The 22,443-nt window shown below is 45.5% G+C and carries 22 protein-coding genes and 1 riboswitch; of the genes, 12 read left to right on the forward strand and 10 right to left on the reverse strand.

What is annotated here, in order from left to right:
* Window positions 1-316 precede the first annotated feature (316 nt).
* From QT994_RS17805 to QT994_RS17835, 7 genes are all read left to right on the forward strand, one after another.
* Window positions 317-1,123 carry a PspA/IM30 family protein gene (locus QT994_RS17805; protein WP_333048602.1) on the forward strand — a complete coding sequence of 269 codons (807 nt, stop codon included), beginning with the start codon at window positions 317-319 and terminating at the stop codon, window positions 1,121-1,123.
* 102 nt (window positions 1,124-1,225) lie between these two features.
* On the forward strand, window positions 1,226-2,623 hold the full coding sequence (locus tag QT994_RS17810) for an ABC transporter substrate-binding protein (RefSeq protein ID WP_333048601.1): 1,398 nt from the start codon (window positions 1,226-1,228) through the stop codon (window positions 2,621-2,623).
* A 108-nt stretch (window positions 2,624-2,731) separates the two neighbouring features.
* Complete coding sequence (locus QT994_RS17815) at window positions 2,732-4,147, forward strand: ABC transporter substrate-binding protein (RefSeq protein ID WP_333048600.1); 1,416 nt, start codon at window positions 2,732-2,734, stop codon at window positions 4,145-4,147.
* Window positions 4,148-4,354: 207 nt separating this feature from the next.
* Window positions 4,355-4,933, forward strand: coding sequence for a Uma2 family endonuclease (locus tag QT994_RS17820; RefSeq protein WP_333176619.1), 579 nt, complete (start codon window positions 4,355-4,357; stop codon window positions 4,931-4,933).
* Window positions 4,934-4,971: 38 nt separating this feature from the next.
* Window positions 4,972-5,116, forward strand: a riboswitch (cobalamin riboswitch).
* A gap of 156 nt (window positions 5,117-5,272) precedes the next feature.
* A complete protein-coding gene (locus QT994_RS17825) occupies window positions 5,273-5,713 on the forward strand; it encodes a hypothetical protein (protein WP_333048598.1) in 441 nt (146 codons plus the stop codon).
* A 19-nt stretch (window positions 5,714-5,732) separates the two neighbouring features.
* Window positions 5,733-6,599, forward strand: a complete 867-nt coding sequence (locus QT994_RS17830) for a methyltransferase domain-containing protein (protein ID WP_333176621.1) — start codon at window positions 5,733-5,735, stop codon at window positions 6,597-6,599.
* 128 nt (window positions 6,600-6,727) lie between these two features.
* Entirely contained in the window at window positions 6,728-7,576 is an 849-nt protein-coding gene (locus tag QT994_RS17835) for an ABC transporter ATP-binding protein (RefSeq protein ID WP_333176624.1), read from the forward strand.
* Window positions 7,577-7,732: 156 nt separating this feature from the next.
* Here the strand turns inward: QT994_RS17835 and QT994_RS17840 are convergent, their stop codons facing one another.
* On the reverse strand, window positions 7,733-8,434 hold the full coding sequence (locus tag QT994_RS17840; protein WP_445243919.1) for a diacylglycerol/polyprenol kinase family protein: 702 nt from the start codon (window positions 8,432-8,434) through the stop codon (window positions 7,733-7,735).
* 392 nt (window positions 8,435-8,826) lie between these two features.
* On the opposite strand from QT994_RS17840, the gene QT994_RS17845 reads away from it, so the two are divergent.
* Complete coding sequence (locus tag QT994_RS17845; RefSeq protein WP_333176626.1) at window positions 8,827-9,108, forward strand: antibiotic biosynthesis monooxygenase; 282 nt, start codon at window positions 8,827-8,829, stop codon at window positions 9,106-9,108.
* Between the two features lie 56 nt (window positions 9,109-9,164).
* Here the strand turns inward: QT994_RS17845 and QT994_RS17850 are convergent, their stop codons facing one another.
* The 3 genes from QT994_RS17850 to QT994_RS17860 are packed head-to-tail and all read right to left on the reverse strand — an operon-like array spanning window position 9,165 to window position 10,741.
* Window positions 9,165-10,121: a glycosyltransferase gene (locus QT994_RS17850; RefSeq protein WP_333176657.1), complete on the reverse strand. Its 957-nt coding sequence runs from the start codon at window positions 10,119-10,121 to the stop codon at window positions 9,165-9,167.
* Window positions 10,122-10,125: 4 nt separating this feature from the next.
* A complete protein-coding gene (locus QT994_RS17855) occupies window positions 10,126-10,257 on the reverse strand; it encodes a hypothetical protein (protein ID WP_333176628.1) in 132 nt (43 codons plus the stop codon).
* A gap of 13 nt (window positions 10,258-10,270) precedes the next feature.
* Window positions 10,271-10,741, reverse strand: a complete 471-nt coding sequence (locus QT994_RS17860; RefSeq protein ID WP_333048593.1) for a tetratricopeptide repeat protein — start codon at window positions 10,739-10,741, stop codon at window positions 10,271-10,273.
* Between the two features lie 76 nt (window positions 10,742-10,817).
* Here QT994_RS17860 and QT994_RS17865 point away from each other — a divergent pair, with 76 nt between their 5' ends.
* A complete protein-coding gene (locus tag QT994_RS17865; RefSeq protein WP_333176630.1) occupies window positions 10,818-12,149 on the forward strand; it encodes a glycosyltransferase family 4 protein in 1,332 nt (443 codons plus the stop codon).
* Window positions 12,150-12,186: 37 nt separating this feature from the next.
* Window positions 12,187-14,106, forward strand: coding sequence for a hypothetical protein (locus QT994_RS17870; RefSeq protein WP_333048591.1), 1,920 nt, complete (start codon window positions 12,187-12,189; stop codon window positions 14,104-14,106).
* A 306-nt stretch (window positions 14,107-14,412) separates the two neighbouring features.
* On the opposite strand, the gene QT994_RS17875 is transcribed toward QT994_RS17870, so the two are convergent.
* Together QT994_RS17875 and upp are read right to left on the reverse strand one after the other, a co-directional pair.
* Window positions 14,413-14,559, reverse strand: coding sequence for a hypothetical protein (locus tag QT994_RS17875; RefSeq protein ID WP_333048590.1), 147 nt, complete (start codon window positions 14,557-14,559; stop codon window positions 14,413-14,415).
* 320 nt (window positions 14,560-14,879) lie between these two features.
* Window positions 14,880-15,515: a uracil phosphoribosyltransferase gene (upp, locus tag QT994_RS17880; protein WP_333176633.1), complete on the reverse strand. Its 636-nt coding sequence runs from the start codon at window positions 15,513-15,515 to the stop codon at window positions 14,880-14,882.
* A gap of 608 nt (window positions 15,516-16,123) precedes the next feature.
* Between upp and QT994_RS17885 the strand changes: the two genes are divergently transcribed.
* On the forward strand, window positions 16,124-16,696 hold the full coding sequence (locus tag QT994_RS17885) for a DUF4360 domain-containing protein (protein WP_333176636.1): 573 nt from the start codon (window positions 16,124-16,126) through the stop codon (window positions 16,694-16,696).
* Between the two features lie 35 nt (window positions 16,697-16,731).
* Here QT994_RS17885 and QT994_RS17890 read toward each other — a convergent pair whose 3' ends face one another.
* The 4 genes from QT994_RS17890 to QT994_RS17905 all read right to left on the reverse strand — a co-directional run bounded on the left by QT994_RS17890 (window position 16,732) and on the right by QT994_RS17905 (window position 20,591).
* Entirely contained in the window at window positions 16,732-16,947 is a 216-nt protein-coding gene (locus QT994_RS17890) for a hypothetical protein (RefSeq protein ID WP_333048587.1), read from the reverse strand.
* Window positions 16,928-18,175: a URC4/urg3 family protein gene (locus QT994_RS17895; protein WP_333176639.1), complete on the reverse strand. Its 1,248-nt coding sequence runs from the start codon at window positions 18,173-18,175 to the stop codon at window positions 16,928-16,930. Before QT994_RS17895 ends, QT994_RS17890 begins: the two co-directional genes overlap by 20 nt.
* Entirely contained in the window at window positions 18,172-19,254 is a 1,083-nt protein-coding gene (locus QT994_RS17900; protein ID WP_333048585.1) for an adenylate/guanylate cyclase domain-containing protein, read from the reverse strand. Before QT994_RS17900 ends, QT994_RS17895 begins: the two co-directional genes overlap by 4 nt.
* Window positions 19,255-19,343: 89 nt before the next feature.
* Window positions 19,344-20,591 (reverse strand): GTP cyclohydrolase II, encoded by a 1,248-nt coding sequence (locus QT994_RS17905; protein WP_333176642.1) that lies wholly within the window; start codon window positions 20,589-20,591, stop codon window positions 19,344-19,346.
* 416 nt (window positions 20,592-21,007) lie between these two features.
* On the opposite strand from QT994_RS17905, the gene QT994_RS17910 reads away from it, so the two are divergent.
* Window positions 21,008-22,342 carry a cytosine deaminase gene (locus QT994_RS17910; RefSeq protein WP_333176645.1) on the forward strand — a complete coding sequence of 445 codons (1,335 nt, stop codon included), beginning with the start codon at window positions 21,008-21,010 and terminating at the stop codon, window positions 22,340-22,342.
* Window positions 22,343-22,443: the final 101 nt, after the last annotated feature.

The raw sequence follows: 22,443 nt of genomic DNA on the forward strand, positions 1-22,443 counted from the left end.
TTGCACAAAAACAGATGAATTTACCATAGCTGTATCGCAACAGGCTGTTGTAGAAGTACAAGGGTTAATTGCAACATTTTTTTTGAATATGACTTTTATGAGATCAATCAATGAATTATATGAATTGACTTTCAGCGTAGCTTGTTTGATTATGTTAACAGTATTCAATTGAAATTGATTCAAGTTGGTGTCAGTGTTCTCTGGTTATCACTCCAAACACAAACATGAGGCTGCTGGATAACTATATTTTTCGCCGACATAACTTGCTCGATTCACACCAAAAATGGCCGAGTAAACTCATCAAGGAGAATGCCAAATGACTCAACAAAAACCACAGAAAAATAATCCCAACCCGACGGCTTTTATTGTGTTGGGTATAGCGGCGCTGGCCGCACTCAAATTAATTCACGGGCTGTTGGGCAATCGCGGCAGTTACAAACTTAAAGCCGTGTGGAATTGGCTGTGGGGATTGTCCCCTGAATCTGACAGCAAAATGGCGGTGCAAGTTGCCCAAGAATCGCTGCACTCCATGCAGCAGTCGGTGCTTAAGTTAACTGAATCTGTTGCCAAAATTTCTGCAAGTTATCAACAAGCAAAACAGAAATATGACAGCAAACGTCAAGAATTTATGCAACTAGAACAGCAGGCAACTCTCGCTAATTATCACGGCAATGAAGCAGCCGCACGTTTAGCGATGGGAAAAGCGATCGCCATTGACAAATTGCTGCCAACATTAGCAGGACAAGTTGCTCAATCCGAACAAATTTTGATAGCAAATAAGGATAAATTGAATCGCGAACGCCAGCGTTTAGAAACTTACAAAATGGAACTGCAAAACCTCAAAGATTTGTCAGAAGTAAATGAGGCATTAGCGGATATTGCCAAAGTGAACGGCAGCGTCAGTACCGATTCAGCGCAATCGCAATTTGAAGAGGCACAGTCATCTATCCACAAGCGCTACTTGCAAACCAATGCCTTAGTCGAATTATCGGAAAATCCGGCTGAAAAACTGACGGCAGACCTCGACAACATGATGCTGGACGACGAGATTTCTCGCCGACTGCTAGAACTTAATTTGTACAATCAACCGCACGTTTTACCAGTTAAGGAGAATAGGAATTGACCGAGAATTGTAGGTTATTTTATCGTTCCCAGGCTCTGCCTGGGAATACCCGGAGGCTCTGCATCCAAACACCAAACAATATCGCAATAAGAAGAACAAATTATGTCTCAAGATACTAACAAAACAAAAAGTCCGCCGCCTATTGTTTTTATTATTCTCGGCTTAATTGCGTTTGGCGCATACAAGTTCGTTCCCGGTTTATTCAAGGGAAAAAGCTCAGATACATCGGGAGCGATAGCAAATCGCATCAGTTTAGGAAATCAGATATTGCTGACATCCCAAACAACAGCAGCAAAACAAGCCGGCGTTCAAGCTTTTGTCAAGGGAGATTACCAAGCAGCCGTCAAAAATTTTCAGGATTCGCTGCAACAAAATCGCAACGATCCCGAAACCATTATTTATTTGAATAATGCCATTATTTATTTGAATAAGGCCACAGCCACCAAAGGTTCTCCCTTAAAAATTGCTGTCAGCGTCCCCATTGGTAGCAACCCCAATGTCGCCCAAGAAATCCTCCGGGGAGTCGCCCAAGCTCAGGATGAAATCAATACTAGCGGTGGCATCAACGGCGCCAAACTGCAAGTAGAAATTGTCAACGATGACAACAGTCCAGAAGTGGTCAGAGAAGTTGCAAAGACATTGGCACAAGATCAGAATATATTAGCAGTAATTGGACACAATGCTAGCAACGCATCTCTCGAAGCTGCTCCGATATATCAGCAAGAAAAACTGGTAATGGTGACACCGACGAGCTTTGCCAATAATCTCTCTGGATTTGGCAGCTACATATTTCGCACAGTCCCCAATATTAGCGTCATGGCTGCTCCTTTAGCAGAATATGTAGTTAAAACAGAACGCCAAACTAATATTGCGGTTTGTTATGACTCCCAAGCACCCGATAACATATCATTTAAAGATGAATTTGTTGCCTCTCTTACTGCTGCTGGTGGCAAATTAGTTCCCACTGTTTGCGACTTTTCAATACCCTCTTTTAATCCCAACGTTGCCCTCGCCGATGCTGTCAGCAAAGGAGCACAAGCATTGATGCTAGCACCCCACATCGATCGCATCGATCGTGCCATCTCTCTGGCTCGCATCAATCAAGGCAAATTGCCACTATACGGCAGCACTACGCTCTACACCTTTCAAACTTTAAAAGAAGGGCAAAGCGACGTTAACGGCTTAGTATTGCCCGTTCCTTGGCATCCAGAAACCAATCCCGGCAGCCCTTTCCCAGAAAATGCCCGCCGCCGCTGGGGAGGAATTGTGAATTGGCGAACCGCAACGAGTTTTGATGCGACTCAAGCTGTCATCGCTGGCTTGCGGCAAAGCAATACGCGGGAAGGATTGCAACAAGCACTCAGAAATGCGAGTTTTTCGACAGCAGGATCAAGCGAAGAAGTGAGGTTTTTGCCCACGGGCGATCGGGCGGGGAAGCCGATTTTAGTGCAAGTTAAATTAGGAGGAAATACTGGCTATAACTTTGTCCCGCTGCGGTAAGTTTGCTTTCGTGCGATCGGACTAATTATTCTTGTTCCCAGGCTCTGCCAGGGAATGCGTACCCGGAGGAAGAGCCTCCAAACAATATCAAAATAAGGAGAAAAAATCATGTATCAAGATACTAACAAAAGAAAAAGTCCGCCACCCATTGTTTTTATAATCATTTTCGGCTTAATTGGGTTTGGCGCATACAAATTACTTCCCGGTTTATTCGCATCCAAAAGTTCAGATACACCTACATCGGGAACGAGTCCATCGGGAACGAGTCCATCGGGTGCGATCGCAACTCGCATGAGTTTAGGAAATCAGATATTGCTGACATCGCAAACAACAGCCGAAAAGCAAGCAGGCGTTACAGCTTTTGCCAAAGGAGATTACAAAGAAGCTGTTCAAAAATTTCAGGCTTCGCTGCAACAAAATCGCAACGATCCGGAAACGGTAATCTATTTGAATAATGCGAGAGTAAGCGATCGCACTTCTCTGAAAATTGCCGTCAGCGTGCCGAGCGGCAGCAACCCCAACATCGCCCAAGAAATCCTCCGAGGTGTCGCCCAAGCTCAAGATGAAATCAACGCTAGGGGAGGAATTAACGGTGTCGGTTTGCAAGTGGAAATTGTCAATGACAATAACCGTCCAGAAGTTGCCAAAGAAGTTGCAGCAGCATTAGCAAATGACCAGAAAATTCTAGCGGTAATCGGACACAATGACAGCACTGCGTCTTTAGCGGCCGCTCCAATTTATCAGGAAAATAAACTGGTGATGGTGACACCTACCAGCAGTACGAATAATTTGTCAGGTTTTGGCAGCTATATTTTTCGGACTGTGCTAAATAGTGGCTCGACGACTGCTCCTTTAGCAGAGTATATCGTCAAACAAGCAGGCAAAGCCAATATTGCCTTCTGCTACGACTCTCAAGCTGCTGGCAGCGCTTCATTTAAGGATGAATTTATTGCCTCTCTTTCAGCATCAGCCGGCAGATTAGTTCCTATTGTCTGCGACTTGTCAGCGCCAACATTTAATCCCAGCAATGCCATTGCCGATGCTGTTAGCAAAGGAGCAGAAGGATTGATGCTAGCACCCTACATCGAGCGCCTCGATCGCGCCATCGATCTAGCCCGTGCAAATCAAGGCAAATTGGCGCTTTACGGCAGTTCAACTCTTTACACCTTTCAAACGCTCAAAGACGGGCAAAAAGACATTGACGGGCTTGTTTTGGCTGTTTCCTGGCATCCTGAAACTAATCCCGGCAGCACTTTCCCAAAAAATGCCAGTCAGCGCTGGGGAGGAGTAGTAAATTGGCGGACAGCAATGAGTTTTGATGCGACTCAAGCTGTCATCGCTGGCTTGCGGCAAAGCAATACGCGGGAAGGCTTGCAACAAGCACTCAGAAATCCGAATTTCTCAACACCGGGATCAAGCGAGGATGTGAAGTTTTTGCCCACGGGCGATCGGGCTGGTAAGCCGATTTTAGTGCAAGTTAAACAAGGAGGAAGCACTGGCTATAACTTTGTCCCGCTGCGGTAAGTTTGTTAAGTGCGATCGCACTCACATCTTGCACATTCTTAATAAGCCTTTTAGGGGCGGGCAGGATGCCCGCCCCACAATAAAATTCCCTCTTTGTCGAACAGGCATCTTGCCTGTTTTTGAGCATGATTAAAATCTACTTTTCTGTTGGATTAGCAGGATTTTTAAGATAAACTGAAAGGAGTAGATTAAAGGAGAGCGTTGTGTATGATCGCGCAAGTTGAAACCAAAACCTACACGGCTGAGGAATATCTAGAATTGGAAATCAATTCTCAGGATCGGCATGAATTTATAAATGGGGAGATTGTTCTGATGGCTGGTGGCGCACCGCATCACAATGAAATTACCAGCATCTTAAATGCTATTTTGAGGGTGAGTCTCAAGGGTAAACCTTACAGTATTTTTGCATCGGATCAGCGGCTTTGGGTTCCGCAGCTTAATAATTACACTTACCCGGATGTGATGGTGGTAGCGCGCCCGATCGAGTTGCAATCTGGACGGACGGATACAATTACGAATCCGCTGCTCATTGCTGAGGTGCTGTCTAAAGGTACTAGAGCTTACGATCGCGATGAAAAGTTTGCTGCTTATCGCAGTATTCCTAGTTTTCAGGAATATTTATTAATCGATCAATATCGGCTACAGGTGGAGCAATACTCTAAAACTGATGCGAATAAGTGGATATTTTCGGAATATAGCTGTATGGGCGATCGGCTGATTTTAACATCTGTTGCTGTGGAAATTTCGCTAGCCGATTTGTATGAAAATATTGAGTTTGGTGAATAGGCGGACGGTTTTTTGTCAAACATCCCAAATAGTGGTAATATTCCCGTATATCGATCGGCTCTGATGGAGAACAGTCATCAGACGTAAGGGGGAAAGTTCGGTGCGAATCCGGCGCTGTCCCGCAACTGTAATGAGATCGTTGGAACTCTGAGTCAGGATGCCCGCCGATTTGTTTACCTGTTGTTTTTCATCTGCGAGGTATGGATGATGGTGAGTTTATTATTTTTAAAATTATTGGATTGGGGTTTTTTAACCGCAGATATCCGCAGATAAACACAGATGAACGCTGGTGTAATTTGCTCTGTGTTCTGAAGCATATCTTATTTTAATGGGAAAAAAATGCGAATTGAAGATAGTGTTTGGCAGGGTAGTTTTGGCTACTGGCAAAACTTGTTTATTCACCAGAATATTTTGCCGATCGGACATACTGCTTGGAATGGCTTTTTGCATCGAGGACGGGGCTTGGTTGCTTGCAAAATTAATACTCCCATTAACGGCTATGTGAATTGGAGCGTAGATACTATCAAGTACGATCTGCTATTTATTTCCGACTTGGAGGCAACCGTTTATTTGCAACAACTAGAAATAGAGGAAAACACTGTTTCAAATTTGCTCCAAATCATTGCTGGCTACGAACCCAAGGAAGCAATTATATTTTTGTCGATCGCCAACGGTCAGATTGATATCAATTTATTGCAAAACTTGGCAATTTCTCCTGTTGAGTGCTATGAACAAGTATGCAAGCGCTGGGAAGAATTTCAACTCTGCCCTAAATCCTAAAACTTACTAAATTTTCCGAATGTCGCAGCCAAAATCCATCGAAATTTCCAAGGTAACTCGCTACCAAAATGCAGCGCTTAATTACTATTTGGGCCTGACAGATTCGCCCTACCTTCACTACGGCTATTGGGAAACCCTACCTGTGCCCGCTGACGAACTAACGATCGCACGATTGCGCCTCGCTCAGCAAGCTTATACTGTAAAACTGTTGGATGCGATCCCCAAAGGCACTCATACGATACTCGATGTGGGCTGCGGGATTGGCGGAAATGCGGCTTATTTGCTCGATCGAGGTTTTGCAGTCGAAGGGCTCGCACCCGATCCGTTCCAACAACAGCGCTTTCTTAAGTGTACGGGCGATCGGGCAATCTTCCACCTCACGAGGTTTGAAGACTTCAAAGCAACCCATTTCTACGATCTTATTCTCTTTAGCGAAAGTAGCCAGTATATGTCGGCTGTTGATATTGCTAACGGTGCCGCCAAAATCCTCAATCAGGGCGGTTACGTTTTGCTGGCTGATATGCTGCGATCTGATGGTAACTATACAGAGGGAATGTTCTCTAATTGTCATGCGGTTACGGAACTTCATGCAGCATTAAAGCAGGCTGGATTCACTTTAGTAAAAACTGAGGATATTTCCGCTCATATTTTGCCAACAATTGATTTGTATGTCGATACTTTCCGCCGATATGGACTAAATACAATGATATATGTTGCAGATTTAATTGCGATAACAGTTCCGCCCGTCCACAAATTCCTGCGCTGGATATTTCGTCGCTGGTTCAAGAAGCTGGTGGTTGAAGGATTGGAGGCTGGCAAACTTTTTGAGCAGCATTTGTGTTATGAAATTCAACTTTGGCAGTTGTCTAAATCCGATGAAGGGTGACACAAATACAATGGAGATTGGTCTCGGTAATCGGTAATCGGTAATCGGTAATTGGAGGCACAGCCTCCGGGTATTTATTCCCAGGCTCTGCCTGGGAACAAGGCTATAAAAAATAAAAAATAACGAATATGTCTGAATGTATTCTCGAATTCGATCGCACTTCCTACTCCTATCCCTGCGGTTCGCGAGTGGCAATTCAGGGTTTAAATCTAAAAGTCCCCGCTGGGAAACGGTGCGGGCTGATCGGTCAAAATGGCTGTGGCAAAACTACATTTTTTCTGTTAGCAAATGGCTTATATCAACCGCAACAGGGAATAATTAGCTGGCAAGGTGAACCCTTTCGCTACGATCGCAAATCTTTGATGCAACTGCGCCAACAAATCGGACTCGTCTTTCAAAATCCCGAACATCAATTAGTAGCTTCGACGGTAGAAGAAGATATTTCCTATGGATTGTACAATTTAGGCTTAAGAGAATCCGAAATTGCTCAACAGGTGCAGCAGGCGATCGAGCAATTCGATTTAAGTGAACTCGCCCGCGAACCAATTCACAATCTCAGTTTGGGGCAGAAAAAGCGGGTTTCCATCGCCGATATCATGGTTCTCAAGCCCAAACTGCTGCTGTTAGATGAACCTACCGCCTATCTCGATCCGCGTCACACCCGACAACTGATCGGTTTACTTCAAGAAATTCACAGCGCCGGAACCACTATTCTTTTAGCAAGTCACGACCTCGATTTCATCTACCGCTGGGCTGATTGGGTGTTTGTAATGGATCGGGGAAAATTGATTTTAGAAGGAACACCGGAAACCGTTTTTGCTCAACGGGAGGTTTTGGAGCAATTGCAGCTTGGCGTACCGCTGGCGATCGAGCTTATGGAGCAAATAAGGGCGATGTTTCCAACAGACGATCGCTCAAAAATCCCCGCTTTCGAGCAATGGCAACAACAAATTTTACAAGCACGTCGGCTGCTTTAAGGAGAGTTAGACAATTGATAATTGGCGTTGCTGATTCATGGTATGAATTACCTTTTCGCTTGAATTTACAAAACTCACCCGCCTTGGTTTATAGCAATTGCGAAATCTTGAATTCATACCTGTATCCAGCAACGCCCCCGTGGGGGGAAATTCAGATTACACATTACCAATTATCAAAAATTGATTTAGGAAAAAGGCGATCGCCCCACTGCCGAGCGGCACAGTCAGATTGTCAATTCCCAGCTTAGAAACCGACTCCAAAGTAGCAGCAACCAAAGCTACAACAGCCGACACCGCCCAAGTTTGCCAAATATTGCCTTGAACCACCAGCAAAATCAAACTGCTAACCGCAAAACTCACCAAATACATAGTTGCAGAACCTTCCCAACTCTTCTGAATTCCCCCAACTCGATAAATATGTTTGCCGTATTTCTGGCCGATGACAGCAGCCAATCCGTCGCCCCAAGTCATGACTAAAATGCCCAAAGCAGCGTATTCCTGATGTTGCAGCGGCCAAAACCAAGCCACGAGAACGCTGATACTAACAGCATAGAAAAAAGTCCCCCAACTCTTCCGGTTGATACTGTTAAGACTGGGCAAAATCGGAACTTGGTAAGAAATTAGGGCGATCGCACCTGCTAAAACCCCCGCCGAAATCCCCACCCAACCGGGTATTTCCAGCCACCAAGCCAGCAAAATCACATTTCCAGTACCGATGTGAACAACCTTCCGCGATACCTCAGCATCGACAGAAGTAAAGCGATTTAAGCCCTCAGCTACCAGTAAAATCAAACCCAGCCAGACTCCCACGAGGGAAATTTGCAACCACACAGTCGGAATTTCAGAAAATATAGACACGATATTTAGGAAAAACTTAGATCGGGCACTATTTACTACTTTAAACGTAAAGTGCGATCGAGGTTATAACCCCGCAGGCTTAAAGTGCTGCGGGGAGCTGGGTGTTATGTCTTTTTAGGTTGGTCTACTTAAAACCTGTGCTATGCTATAAGCCAGTCTAGGGAAAAAGCTATCACTATTTTAGTAGAAGAAATTTTGGATACCTTTGAGCGATTAACAGAGTCAGAGCGGTTAGATTTGGTATGAAAAATTTTGAAACAGACTGTTTATTTAGACTATCTGCCCCTGTCTGATGACGATTGAGTTCTGAATGTTGAGGGGCTTTTTCTAGAGTTAGATGAGGAAGAAGCCGAAGCCGGGAAGTTGTGAATTTCTAGGAGAATCTGATTGCTATGCAATATGTATTAATCATTCATGAAGTAGAAAACTATGAAGCTTGGAAAAAGGTATTTGATAATGCTGAAAGCATCCGAAAAGAAGCGGGCGAGCGTTCGTATCAAGTCTTGAAGTATGAAAATGAACCCAACAAAATTGTTCATTTTTCAGTCTGGACATCAATCGCAGATGCTCGGGCGTTTTTTGAGTCGCCTAGACTGGTTAAAATTAGAGAGGAAGCGGGAGTTAAAGCTCCTGAGTTTATCTATCTAGACCAATTAGAGTCAGGAGTATTGTGAAAGTAATCAGACTTGGCGGTTGAAGCGGCCGCCTATTCTGTAGAAATCCTACGCCTTCACAACTCCCGTTTCAACAACTCCCGCACAAACTCAAACGCCCTTGGACGCAACTCGACGGGCAGCAGCGACAATCCCAAACCCGCCCACATTTTCGCCGTAGAAACAGACTTTCCAGCTCGCACCATCAGGCGCCCTTTTGCAGTTTCACCCACCTCAATCAGCCGCAAACCGAGCGCTAATTGAGTTTCGGCAATCCTTTGGAGCCTGACTCTTTCCAACTTCTCGGACTCAAATTCGTAGCCTGTCAAATAGCGCAATTTATCACTTAAATACGGAATTGCCCGATCGACTCCTTGCTGTCCTGCGTGAAATCGATACTCCATCAACAGCTCCGGTAAGTAATAGCATTTTTTGCCCGCAATCGCAAGTCTTACAAACAAATCGTTATCTTCGCAATTTTGCAAATTCGGCCGCAGAAATCCGACTTCTTCCAGGGCGCGGCGGCGAAATAAAGTTGCCCCTATTTGCAAACTTTGTCTCAGAAAAACTGCGGAGAGCAAATTTTCAATAATTCCAGCCGACAACTCGGTGCGCCCCCAGCGCTGCGAATTGAGCTTTGTCTGGCTTTCGTCAATATAATTGTTAATGTCGATCACCCAGTGATCTGTACTGACAAAATCGATGCTGGGGTCTTTATCTAAAATAGCAGATGTCCGCTCTAGAAATTGCGCGCTGAGGCGATCGTCATCGTCAAACTTGATAAAATATTCGCCCCTTGCTGCCGCAAAGCCCGATCGCATATTATTACTCTTGCCGATATTCTGCGGGTGGCGAATGTAGTGAATCCCGCGATCGACAAATTCCGACATCAACAGAGGAGTGCTGTCAGTAGAACCGTCATCACAGATAATTAATTCAAAATCTGTATAAGTTTGATCTAGCACGCTGGCGATCGCACAAGCCAGCAGATGCACTCGATTGTAAGTAGGAATGCAAACGCTAATTTTCGGCACTAACTTAGACAATTTGAGATTTGAGATTTAAGATTGCAAAAAAATCCTGAAACCATTGATTTTCTTCCTTCTTCCTTCTTCCTTCTTCCTTCTTCCTTCTTCCTTCTTCCTTCTTCCTCCTTCCTTCTTCCTTCACTCCACAGTTGATTTTAACTCAAACGAGCAGTACATTCGAGAATTAACTTTTGATTCACCAAAGCAAACGGTTGAATTTCCAAAGCGCGACGAAAAGCTTGAATAGCATTTATGTATTCTCCCAAGGCAGCGTAGCACAAACCCAGACCGTGCAGCGCTCCAAAATGAACCGGGTTCAGTTTGAGGACGGTTTCGCAGTCCTGGATCGACTTTTTATAATTGCCTTGGGTATAGTGAAGTACGGCGCGCCGGTTCCAAGCTTCAGCAAAATCCGGCGCTTCGGAGATCAGTTTCGTCAGCAAATCCAAAGCGTGGCTAACATCGCCTGCATCCAGTGAAACTTGCGATCGCCTGAGAATTTGCATCCCATACTCACCCTTTTGGTTAAACCAAGTGCGCCAGAGTTCTGTAGTTGCCCGATCGCGCACGCTTTCGTCGGACTTTTTCAAGTCTTCGAGCAGCGCCTTAACAGATAATTCGTCCATAGGTGCGAAGATTGTTAAAAAGATTTTATCAATCAATTTTATCGCGCAAGCGGCAACTTTATTTATTCCACATCCCATGAAGATTTTGATGCTTTCCTCGACTTTTCCCTATCCGCCAAGCCGCGGAGGAACTCAGGTAAGGACGTTTAATTTATTGCTATACTTGAGTCGGCGGCATGATGTAATTCTCGGCACTGTACGATCGCCCGATGTCACCGACGCACAAATCGACGCATTGCGCCAGCAAGTCACAGAATTAGCAGTTTTTCCTAGCCCGCAAGTACCCCCCCAACCCCCCCTTGTCAAGGGGGGGCTAAGACTCGATCCAGAACCCGATGGGGATTTTTTGCCGGAACCCCTTAACCAGGGGGGGTTCTCTGAAATAATAGGAAAATTCCACAGATTCAGTCGATTTTTGTTGTTCGGGACGCCTCCGAACGTACTCTCAAGCTACTCCCAAGCAATGCAGAATTGGGCAGACGAATTGGTAACAGCAGACAAATGCGATGCTGTCACCTGCGAGCATAGCGTTAACGAGATTTACGTGCGTCCAGAATGGCGGCAAAAAGTGCTGACAGTGGCAAACATTCACAGTTCCGTTTGGGGAACTTGCAGGGAAATGTTAGCAACCGGAACCTCGGAAAAACCGCTGCGCGATCGACTAAATTTACCACTACTAGCCCGCTACGAAAAACGCTACTGTTCCAAATTCTCCCGGATTGTTGCCACAACATCCACAGACAGAGAGCAACTCCTAGAATTACTGTTGCCTCCGGTTCGGGTGCGAGGAAAACAAGATTTTTTTGTACCTCCCATTGATGTAATTCCTAACGGCGTAGATTTAACTCAATTTCCGTATCGGTCGATCGATCCGGGAGGACATACCTTAATTTTTGCAGGCGCAATGAACAATTTGCCCAATATTGACGCAGCGCGGTTTCTCAGTTTGCAAATACTGCCGCCTTTGCAGCAGCGCTATCCCGATGCTACCCTCACCCTTGTCGGGGCCTCGCCAGTCCCGGAAGTGCTCGCCTTGGGGGAACTTCCCGGAATTCAAGTAGTAGGCCGGGTGCAAAGGGTGGCAGAATATTTGCATCAAGCTGCTGTTTGTGTGGTGCCGATGCGGATTGGGTTTGGGATTAAAAATAAAACTTTGGAGGCGATGGCGGCGGGAACTCCTGTCGTTGCGAGCGATCGAGGTTTGGAGGGTTTAGCCGTCGATGGCGGCCCACAACTGATAAGGGCCTTGCGGGCGAACAAAGTTCAGGAGTATGTTGAGGCGATCACCAGTTTGTTTGAAAATCAGCAGCTAAGACAGGAGCTCTCTGTCAACGCTCGATCGCTCGTTGAAAGCCAATACACTTGGGATATCATAGGTCGGCAGTACGATCGGCTATTGCAATTTTAAACTCTAAATTCTTAAATCTAAATTCTTAAATGGGACGATGGAACAAAAAATTAACCCCTCAAAAAATCGAGCCAAACCCCCAGAAAATCGAAAAGTTGCTCCTCCTCCGACAAGACGCCGCCGCCAAACCCGACGCCCCAAAAATCTTCAAGAGTCCCAGCTTCTAATACCTACTCCCCCAACTCGCGCCAGATATCCCTGGAAAAGACTGATAGCTAATTTGACAGCCCTCAGCATCTTGGGTGGCTGTGCAGCTTTAATGGGAGGCGGCGCTTGGCTGAGTTATCAGCTAATTGTCGATCCTAACGGCAACAAGTTGATCTCTCAGTTTGTACCGGGATGGTCGCGCCTGCCTACAGGTAGCAGAGATTCGATCCAAACTCTCGATCAAATCAAAGCCAGCGTCCGCAAATTGGGATTCGTAACCGGAGAAGCCTTGCCGCTTCCGGTTGATAAATCCGGCGATAATTCTCTTTCCGATTTGCTCTTGCCGGTGATGGTGGAAAGGACGGTTAATGCTTCTACTGTTTGCAAAAATCCTTGCCGTCAAATTGTCGAACTTCGAGTGTACAAGCGGGTGCAACTTCCCGATCCAGATTCCGATAAACAGCAGTATTTTCAGTTAGCCAGTTCTGTGAATCTAGAAGGCCCTGCGGAATCTTTTGTCATGGCTTCTTTAGCTGACTCTACATCTAACAATCAAGCCTCGAATCAGCCGCTACCCCTAACAGACCTGCGCCGCTTTGACGGAAAGCCCCCCGCCTCCGGCATTTGGTTTAATGTCAGCGGTCAACTAAAGCAGGGCGACAAGAAAATTCCCTACGGACAAGTCGTTCGCTACAACCCCAGCCAAAATCATTTAATGCCGCTGTTGGAGTGGGCGAGTGCGGCTGGACAACCGCCGAATTGGCAACAAATTGTTAAGGGTTCAAATCCGCAGTTGACGATCGACCAAACAGTTGGTTTAGAGCCGCAATTTACCCTTTATCAAATTGGCCCGCGCAAATTTTTGCCGAACCCCGTTCAGTTAACGCCGATTTCTTTAGAAGAAATTGCTTTCAATGACGAGACTTACAAAAATGGGCTGCGACTTGCCAAAAGCGGGCTGTGGTCTCCAGCATTAAATGTCATGCGTTTGGCGAAGGGGAAAGCCGGCAAAAATTGGCCCGCTGTCGCACAAGCTCAGCTAGAAACGATCGAATTTCACGCTAAAATTACTCGGGCTCAGGCGATCGCATCTTGGGCCAGTCCCGGTCAACAAGTTCTCGCAGAATTGATAGACGGCCGTTGGAGCGAAGCTTTGCAAGTATTTGAAGCCGATCCGAGCAACAGTCACGAAATTGCCACAACCCTCAAAAAGGACAGCGGGCGGATCTGGAACCGCGTAGACGCCGCCTTGAGAGTGAATTCCGCTGACGCCGATGTCAAGGCTTGGGGCGCCCTGATTGTAGCGTCTCAAGACGGAACTCGCGAGGCGATGAATTGGCTCGATCAGCAATCAGATACCGACAGCGACACAAGAAGTCGAATTCGGAATTTGGTCAACAAACTTGAGGAAGCAGTTTCTCAGGCTGAAAATCTAGAAGACCACAAAAGTCAAATTATGGGTTCTGCTACTTTAATTAGCAGTGTCAACCCCGCTGATTGGCTGGAACCAGAACCGAACAACGAGTTAAAATTAGCAGGAGAACAAGTTTGGTATCAGGTGCAGGTAGCGAGTTTTTACGACGGTAGCCGTTGGGTTAATTCGCCCTTTTCAGATGTAGAAGTGCGTTCTTTTCCTGCTACTCAAGTCAAGTGGCTTTGGGGGCGGTTGGGCTTGCAGGCTGACCCCAAGATTAAGATTGAGGTAGCGATGGCTAACGGTCAACAAAGAGTTGCTGTGGGAACGGTGAAAGCAGTGCAGATTCAAGACGGAAGTCTGCGCTTGCTGGCGGCGGTGGACAAGCGATCGTAATCGGGCAGAAAGCCTTCCGCAGAGGGAAAAGTCCCGGAGGCACTCTTGACACAAAGAAACCGGGTTTTTTTTACCATTTCTGCCGATTGCAACAGAAGTATTTTCGTAAAAAAAACCCGGTTTCCTTCCACCCGTGGGTCCAAAACTAGGAATAAGGAAAATGCTTTCTTCTCCCCCTCCCGCAACTCCCAAAGAGGCGCAATCTCAAAACTCTTCCCCTCCCCACTTATCGCTCTTGGACAACAATGCAGACAAAAATTTTGTTAATTTAATTAACACAAGTTGCACACAAAAAACCCAGAGATGTCAAATCGCGCCCTTTTTAGAGAGTGCTGCAATCATCTGCCGTTTCACCGCTTTAGCCCAAAGCTCAAACTCCAAACTGTTGATATTGTTGATTTTCACTTCCTCAACAGGCTGAGTTGGGGCTTCTTTCTCTGCTGTAGTCTCCATTGTTTTTTTCCTCGTCCAAAAAATGTTAGTAGTGGATCGCAAACGGTTAGCATCATACATCTATCTTATGAAGTAATTCCTGCGATTAATTACACTAAAGGCAGAGATTTTACCCATGAGATGCAGTAAATACATCTAGATCATGCAATTTACGAATTTAATGTAAGAAAATCCTACAACCCTTGCTATATATAGGCTTTTCCTGACATTAAAATCTTACAATTTACATTGTATGGCACTATCAAACCACTACTTATGTTAGTAAAATTATTTTTTAATGAATGTATTGGCATATACAGCCCAAAATCATTTTATTGAATTCACAGAGTGCCGTAAAGCCGATCGCCCGCATCTCCGAGGCCAGGTACAATATAGCCGTGCTCGTCTAAACACTCATCAACAGCCGCCGTATAAATCTGCACGTCAGGGTGTTGTTCGTGAAAGTGCTTAAGTCCCTCCGGTGCCGCTAGCAAGCACAAAAATTTAATAGACTTCGGATTAACTTCTTTAAGCCTATCCACTGCCGCCACTGCTGAATTACCAGTAGCCAGCATCGGATCAACAATTAAAACATCTCGCTGTTGGATATCCTGCGGAACTTTGAAATAATATTCGATCACCATCCGAGTTGTCGGATCACGGTACAAACCAATATGTCCTACCCTCGCAGACGGAATCAGCTCTAAAATACTATCTAACAGTCCCTGACCGGCGCGCATAATTGAAATAATAACAATTTTCTTTTCTGCAGCCAGCACCGGTGCATTCATTTTGGCGATCGGCGTTTCTATTTGTTCGTATTTTAGCGGCAAATCTCGCGTCACTTCATAGGCTAGCAGCATTCCAATCTCTTTCAGCAGTTGGCGAAATTTTGCCGTGCTCGTTTGAGTTTGCCGCATTAGAGTTAACTTGTGCTGTATCAAAGGATGGTCGATGACAGTAACTTTAGCACTCATGTTTTTAAACAATTAATCTGCTTTAGCTTTATTCTAACTTATCAGTCCGTTACCCACTATTGACGCGAAAAAAACCCGGTTTCTAGCGCCGCTGCGACCAAGACTACTTATATGACACCCCTATTTAAAACACCAATACCGCGCGAATAAAATTGCTTCTACACTTGCCTTTCATCCGCCCAGGGCGACACTAATTATCCGAGGTTTGAAAATACACCAATATGTCATTCTCTCCTTTCCTCTCCTTCCCGCACTCTTCCTAAGAAGGCAGATCCGGGTCCAAAAGCCTCCCCGCTGGTTTCGGTGTCTCGCGCTCGCTCCAAGCCCATTAACACAGATCCGGATTTTCGCACCGAAATCTTCCGGAACTTTAACCAACAGATATGAATCTTAAGAAGTATCAACAGAAAACCTATTTTTTCGATTAATTCACTAATCGAAAAAACCTGAATATAAACTGCACATGAGGTCATAAGCTTGGCTTGACTGGCTTTTCATCTTTCAACATGAAGGCGGCAAGATCCAAGTGTAAAAAACATTACCTAAAGTCAGTTCCAAATTTTTAGGGTGCTTTTAACACACAACTGAACTTATTAAGGAGAACATCCATGAAGTTTGTAAAACTATTGCTAGCTACGGCATTAATGACTGCTTCTATTAGCCCCGCCTTGGCTAATCCTACCGTTCAAATTGTAGGTGCAAGCTATGGCGGTAGTGGTTGCCCCGATCGCTCTGCCAGCGTCAGTGTCAGCCCCGACGGTCAAGAACTCACCATCCTATTTGATAAGTTTGCAGCCCAGGGAAATATCTCAACAGAAACCCGAAAAAGCTGCAATCTGAGCATTCCCATCAAAGTACCCCAAGGCTACCAAATTTCTATCTACGATGCTGATTACCGCGGCTACGTGGCTCCTAAAACCACAGGCAACCTGCGAGCAGAATACTTTTTCGCTGGAGCCCGCGGCCCAGTTTTTAATCGGAATCTCAGCGGCGAAACTAACTACAATGTTCGAGATAGCTTAGCCACTGTAGCTAATGTTTGGTCTCGCTGTGGCGACAGTGTAAATATGCGAGTAAATGCTTCGATGACAGCCCGCGGTGCCGGCACGGCAACCGTTGACTCCTTCGATTTGGCTCATCGCGGTTTAGTTTATCACGTCCAATATCGCACTTGCCGGTAAGCAGCTTGTCGGGAGTGTAGTGTGAGGAATAGTTTTCAGGTTTGAATTTTGAATTTTGAGTTTGAAAAAGGAAGATGGGATAATTTTCCCTCTTCCTTCTTCCTTCTTCCCTCTTCCTTCTTCCCTCTTCCTTCTTCCTTCTTCCCTCTTCCTTCTTCCTTCTTCCTTCTTCCCTCTTCCTTCTTCCCTCTTCCTTCTTCCTTCTTCCCTCTTCCTTCTTCCTTCTTCCTTCTAAAACACAGTGCCGTCACTTTCAATCTGAATTGGCGGTACTCCACCAGCCCTCAATTCGCCCGCAATTTTCCGCCCCGCCGCCCAAGTTCCTCCTTGCAAAATCTTCACCAGCGGCAATTCTGTCGCACTCAAATGCAGCTTTTCTCGAATAGCTGCGGCAATTTTATCTAAAAGATTCACAGTCAGCGATCGCCATTCTACTATAACTTCCGAACCCGGCAAGTAAGTCTGCTCAAAAATAGCCGAATCTTTTGCCCGCAGCAGCCCGATATCCAAACACAAACCGCCGTTGCGGTACTCCGGCAATCCCGTTAACTCATCCAATCCCGCGACTTCTAAACCAAGTTCTTGCAGCGGTTCCAACAGCGAATAAGTCAACCACTGCGAGAGTTTGTGAAACGGCACGAATTCATCTCCCAGATTTTCTCCTGTTAAAGCCCGATGCCGCCACACATCGCCTAAATTAACGCCACCAATTGCATATCTTCCCGGCCAAATTTCCCCAAAACCTGTCAAAACAGCGCTCAACACGACCGCAGCATACACAGTTTTGACTCCAGAAACCCGATTGTCTAGCAAGTATTTTGCCAAATTGCCCGGGCGCGGGTTTTCACTACCAAATAATAATGGATGCTGGCAAATCGCATTTCCCAAACGCTGCAATAATTCTAATCGGCCTGTTAAACCAACTAGCGGATTGTCTCGACTTACCTGAAATCCAGCAGCTAAGGTTTCTAGTTTTAATTGAGAAAGTCCCTGAGAATCAGCTTGCCAAGGGAAATCGGGATTGCTGGAAAAAACACCTTGACAAAACATCCGCAAGCTGGCTATTGCTAACCCTTCAGAACGGCAGTAAATCAGCCCGGTTTCTGGTTCGCAATACTGCCAATCTGTACCAGCACCGGCATCGAGCAAAACGCTGACAATTGCTAAATCAAATTTGATCTTAGCTTGCTCTATGAGGGCAAATTCTGCTAAAGCTGCATTTAATTCGGCGAGGCGCGGCAAGTTGCCGGCTTCAAAATGTCGCCAGCGACTGTGAAATGGAATGTTAAAATCGGGATACTGTTGGCGCGTTGTGTCAATTACATAATTTGCTGCTTTGTCGAGTTGGGATAAATCGACGCGGAAGTAGCGGAGTTTGTCCCGGCTGGCTAAATCAAAAAGCCGATCGCACTTTTGACGAATAGCAATCGGTGTTCTCAGATATTCTACAGTCTCAAGTTCAATATTTTTCAACTTCATACCACCAAACAACGGTAAACATCGTTTTCTTGAAAAAAGTCAAACTGACTGTAATCTAAAAGATTATCTAAAATCACATTTTTATCTAGTTTGATCAGCTTATATTCCCACTTCGAGCCACTGACTTCGCGTTTTATTTGATCGGAAACTATCACCGAGTTTTTTTCTGTCCTCGGAGATACTATTTTACTTAAATCTTCCAGTCTGTCGGCTATGTTAATATCTTTTCCGTAAGTGCAAGACCTAAATATATATAAATTTCCCTTAGCAACTCCCACCGACAAGCCGCAAGGTATTTGATTGGCGTCAATAAAAAGTTTCCAATTCTCGCACAAACTTTCCATTGCTGCTAAGGCTGAGTGAGCTTCCGGGAAAGTCAACAAATGCGAATCCCCAACAATACTGCGAATTGTGCCACCGTATTCTTCGCAAATTGTTTTTTCAAAAGTATCAAAGTTGGTGAGCAAATATTCAACATCTTTGATAGAATTAGATTCTTGATAAGCAATAAAACCTCTCAAATCCGCTTTAATTATTGCTTGATTTTTTATGATTCGCGTTTTGTAACTTTGGTCAACTTTGTAGACTTTTTCAGGTTCGCTCATCCCTTTCAAAGAAAACTCGTTGACAAAAGATGTTTGCACTTCTGCTTTGTTAAGCGCCAACCATGCTGCTTGGGACAAATATATTTCATCCGGCGGAGTTACTGATTCTATGCGCGCTGTTAAATTCACCGTATCGCCAAAGATATCTTTATCTTGATGCAACACATCTCCTAATGTAATCGACACGCGGATAGCCAATCGTTCGTCGTTCGCCTTGCTAGATTGTTGCGCTCTCAATTCTTGCTGCATTTCTATGGCTGCTACAGCCGCTGCTGTGACGCTGGGAAAAATTATCCAAAATGAATCACCTTCCCCTTTAATCACGCTGCCTTCATTTCTGGCGCTAATATCTGAAACAAAATTTTTATGCTCGTTTAACAAACTACTCAAGTCCGACTGAGATAATTTTTTGACTCTGGCGGTATATCCGCAAATATCTGTTTTTACGATCACACTAGAACGCAAATTAGCCATAACCTACCCTGACTGATCAAAAACCAGCAATAAATTTTATTTAGCAAAGACGCGATTGTTCGCGTCCCATCGGTCGCGTCTTTGCCCTTTTAATCTCCTAAATCGCGTCCGATCGCTTCTGCAAGAATTGTAGCATCTGGCACAGGGTCGGGCGTGTAGTAGCCGGCAGCTTTTTTGGCGACAATTTCGACTTGTGCGTCTGCGGGAATCCAATCTTCAGGAATGGGGATGCGATCGACCACCTGAATGCCAGAATTGATAATCGCATTGTATTTCATATCGCTCATCGAAACTAAACTGTCTATTCGAGAGATCCCTAACCAGTGCAGCACGTCTGGCATTAGTTCTTGAAACCGCATATCTTGAACTCCCGCAACACATTCAGTGCGCGTAAAATAGGCATCAGCGCGATCGCCGCCTTCCTGCCGTTTTCTGGCATTGTACACCAAAAACTTAGTCACTTCCCCCAAAGCTCTCCCTTCCTTGCGGAAGTAAACTATTACCCCAGAACCGCCTGATTGTGCCGTTTGGATGCAAATTTCAATCCCGTGTACCAAATAAGGGCGACAAGTGCAGATATCGGAACTGAAGACATCTGAACCGTTGCATTCATCGTGTGCCCGTACCGCCAACTGCTTATCCGGGTCAGAAATATTCGCGACATCGCCAATAATATAAACCGTAGTTCCGCCAATTGGCGGCAAGAAAACGTGCAAGTCCGGCCGCGTCACTAAGTCCGAGAACATTCCGCCTGTTTGCTCGAACAGGACACGGCGAAGAACGCTTTCTTGGACCCCGATCCGCCGAGCAATTCCTGGCAAATACCACACCGGATCGATCGCAATTTTAGTTACTGCTAAATTGCCACTGGCTTTGACTATTTTGCCATCAATTTGCACTCGCCCCTTAGCGATTGCATCTTGTAATTCCGGCATATTAATATGAGCTTTAGTGACAGCAATTGTGGGTCGAATATCGTATCCCTGGTGGAACAATGAAGTATAAATTTCGCTGACTAATCCTCCAAACGGATCGAGAGAAACAATTAAATTAGGATCGCCCCAACTCGCGTGCGGCCCGATGTGTGCGGCCGGAGAGGTGTTGGTAAAATCCGGGCGGTGATCTGCTTGGAGTGCGCCGGAAGCAACTGCTAGCGCGCGATAAACAGAGTAGGAACCCGAATGAGTGCCGATCGCATTCCGGTGAGACGATTTGGTGAGGCTACCAATCACAGGCCCCCGTTTCAGCGGATCGATTTCTCCCCAGTAAATGGGATGAGGTTTTGTGCCGGATCTGTCGGGATGGGATGTTAAAACTATATGCTTGGGTTTTGACACAGTTGTTTTTGGCTCTTGCTATGGATGCTGCTGTTAGTTGAAAGTGAAATTGCAATTTGAAGCAGTGATTTATGATAGCAAAAGGATTCAGGCTCTGGAAGTATCCGGCATAGCCAAACTCGTGACGCTGACTTTCGCGCTGTCCTGAAAATATAAAAATTTTGCATAAGTGCTTCAGTGATTAGGGCGGGAGTACCAACAGCAAAGCTACCTATTTAATCCAAGTTTCTCTAGCATTTGTATTTTCTTTCTGCATGATATTTGTTTAACTAACCGCAGAGGGCGCAGAGGGCGTAGAGAATCTAGAAAAGAGAGAAAGAGGAAAAGAGAGATTTTCACAATTCCTGCAAGGGTTGCTATAGTTACAACTGGTAGCGCTGAATTATCAAGAAAATACATACTAACTCACAAAATTAATGTTGCCAAGTACATCTAATTATTTGCTCAAAGATGGTCGCGTACCCGCATCTCTTCTAGAGATGAAATCGATCGCGCCCTCAGCTTCTACTGTGGCGACAACGGGGACTGAGAACAATTTTTGTTTGGTGGATTTGGAAATTGCAGCAGGGGCGATCGCCAAAATTATCCCAGCAGGTACAAAACCTGTATCCTCCTCTGGAGATATCTCAGTTGTAGATTTGCAGGGAGGCTTAATCTGGCCTTGTTTTGTGGATATGCACACCCATTTAGACAAAGGCCACATTTGGGAACGATCGCCCAATCCCGATGGCACTTTTGCCAGCGCGATCGAAGCGGTAGGCGCTGATGCCCAAAAAAACTGGAATGCAGAGGATGTTTACCGGCGAATGGAGTTTGGCCTCAAGTGCAGCTACGCCCACGGAACCAAGGCTATCCGCACTCACATTGACAGCGCAGGGGAACAGGGAACCGTTAGTTTAGCAGTATTTGAAGCGCTGCAAGCCGAATGGGGCGATCGGCTGATCTTACAAGCAGCTTCCTTGGTTTCCCTCGACTATTACCTGACACCTGCCGGCGAAAAATTAGCCGATCGCATTGCCCAAATCGGCGGCATTCTCGGCGGCGTCGCCTATATGAATCCCGACTTAGACAAACAACTCGATCGAGTTTTTGCCTTAGCCAAAGAACGAAATTTAAACCTCGACTTCCACACCGACGAAAACGACGATCCAGAATCAACAACACTGCGAGAAGTAGCAAAAACCGCCATCCGTCATAATTTTGCAGGTCAAATTATCTGCGGACACTGCTGTAGTTTAGCCGTACAACCTCCCGAGTTAGTAACAGAAACTCTGGAATTAGTCAAGCAAGCAAATATTGGCATTGTCAGCTTGCCGATGTGCAACCTTTACCTACAAGACAGACAATCTGGGCGTACACCGCGCTGGCGGGGAGTCACGCTGCTGCACGAACTCAAAGCAGCAGGAATTCCCGTTACAGTTGCTAGCGACAATTGTCGCGATCCGTTTTACGGATTTGGCGACCATGATGTTTTGGAAGTTTTTAATATGGCAGTCCGCATCGCTCATTTAGATAGGCCTTATGGAGACTGGCCCTGTGCAGTTACAAAGACTCCAGCCGCTTTAATGGGATTGCCAAAATTAGGAAAAATAGCCGTTGGTTTACCTGCTGATTTGATTTTGTTTAAGGCGAGGAATTTCAGCGAATTGTTATCTAGATCCCAGGGCTATCGCACAGTTTTGCGGCACGGCATTAAAATTGATACAACTTTGCCCGATTACCGAGAACTAGACGACTTGTTAGCAACTTAAACTTATAGCAATCCTCACATCAACGGGAGCGTGTCACTTTTGTGATGAGTAAAAATACTTAAGCAGCTTTTGGTGATTTACCAATTAAGCCGTTTAAGTAA

Source organism: Microcoleus sp. S13_B4, assembly GCF_036700885.1.
Lineage (GTDB): Bacteria > Cyanobacteriota > Cyanobacteriia > Cyanobacteriales > Microcoleaceae > Microcoleus.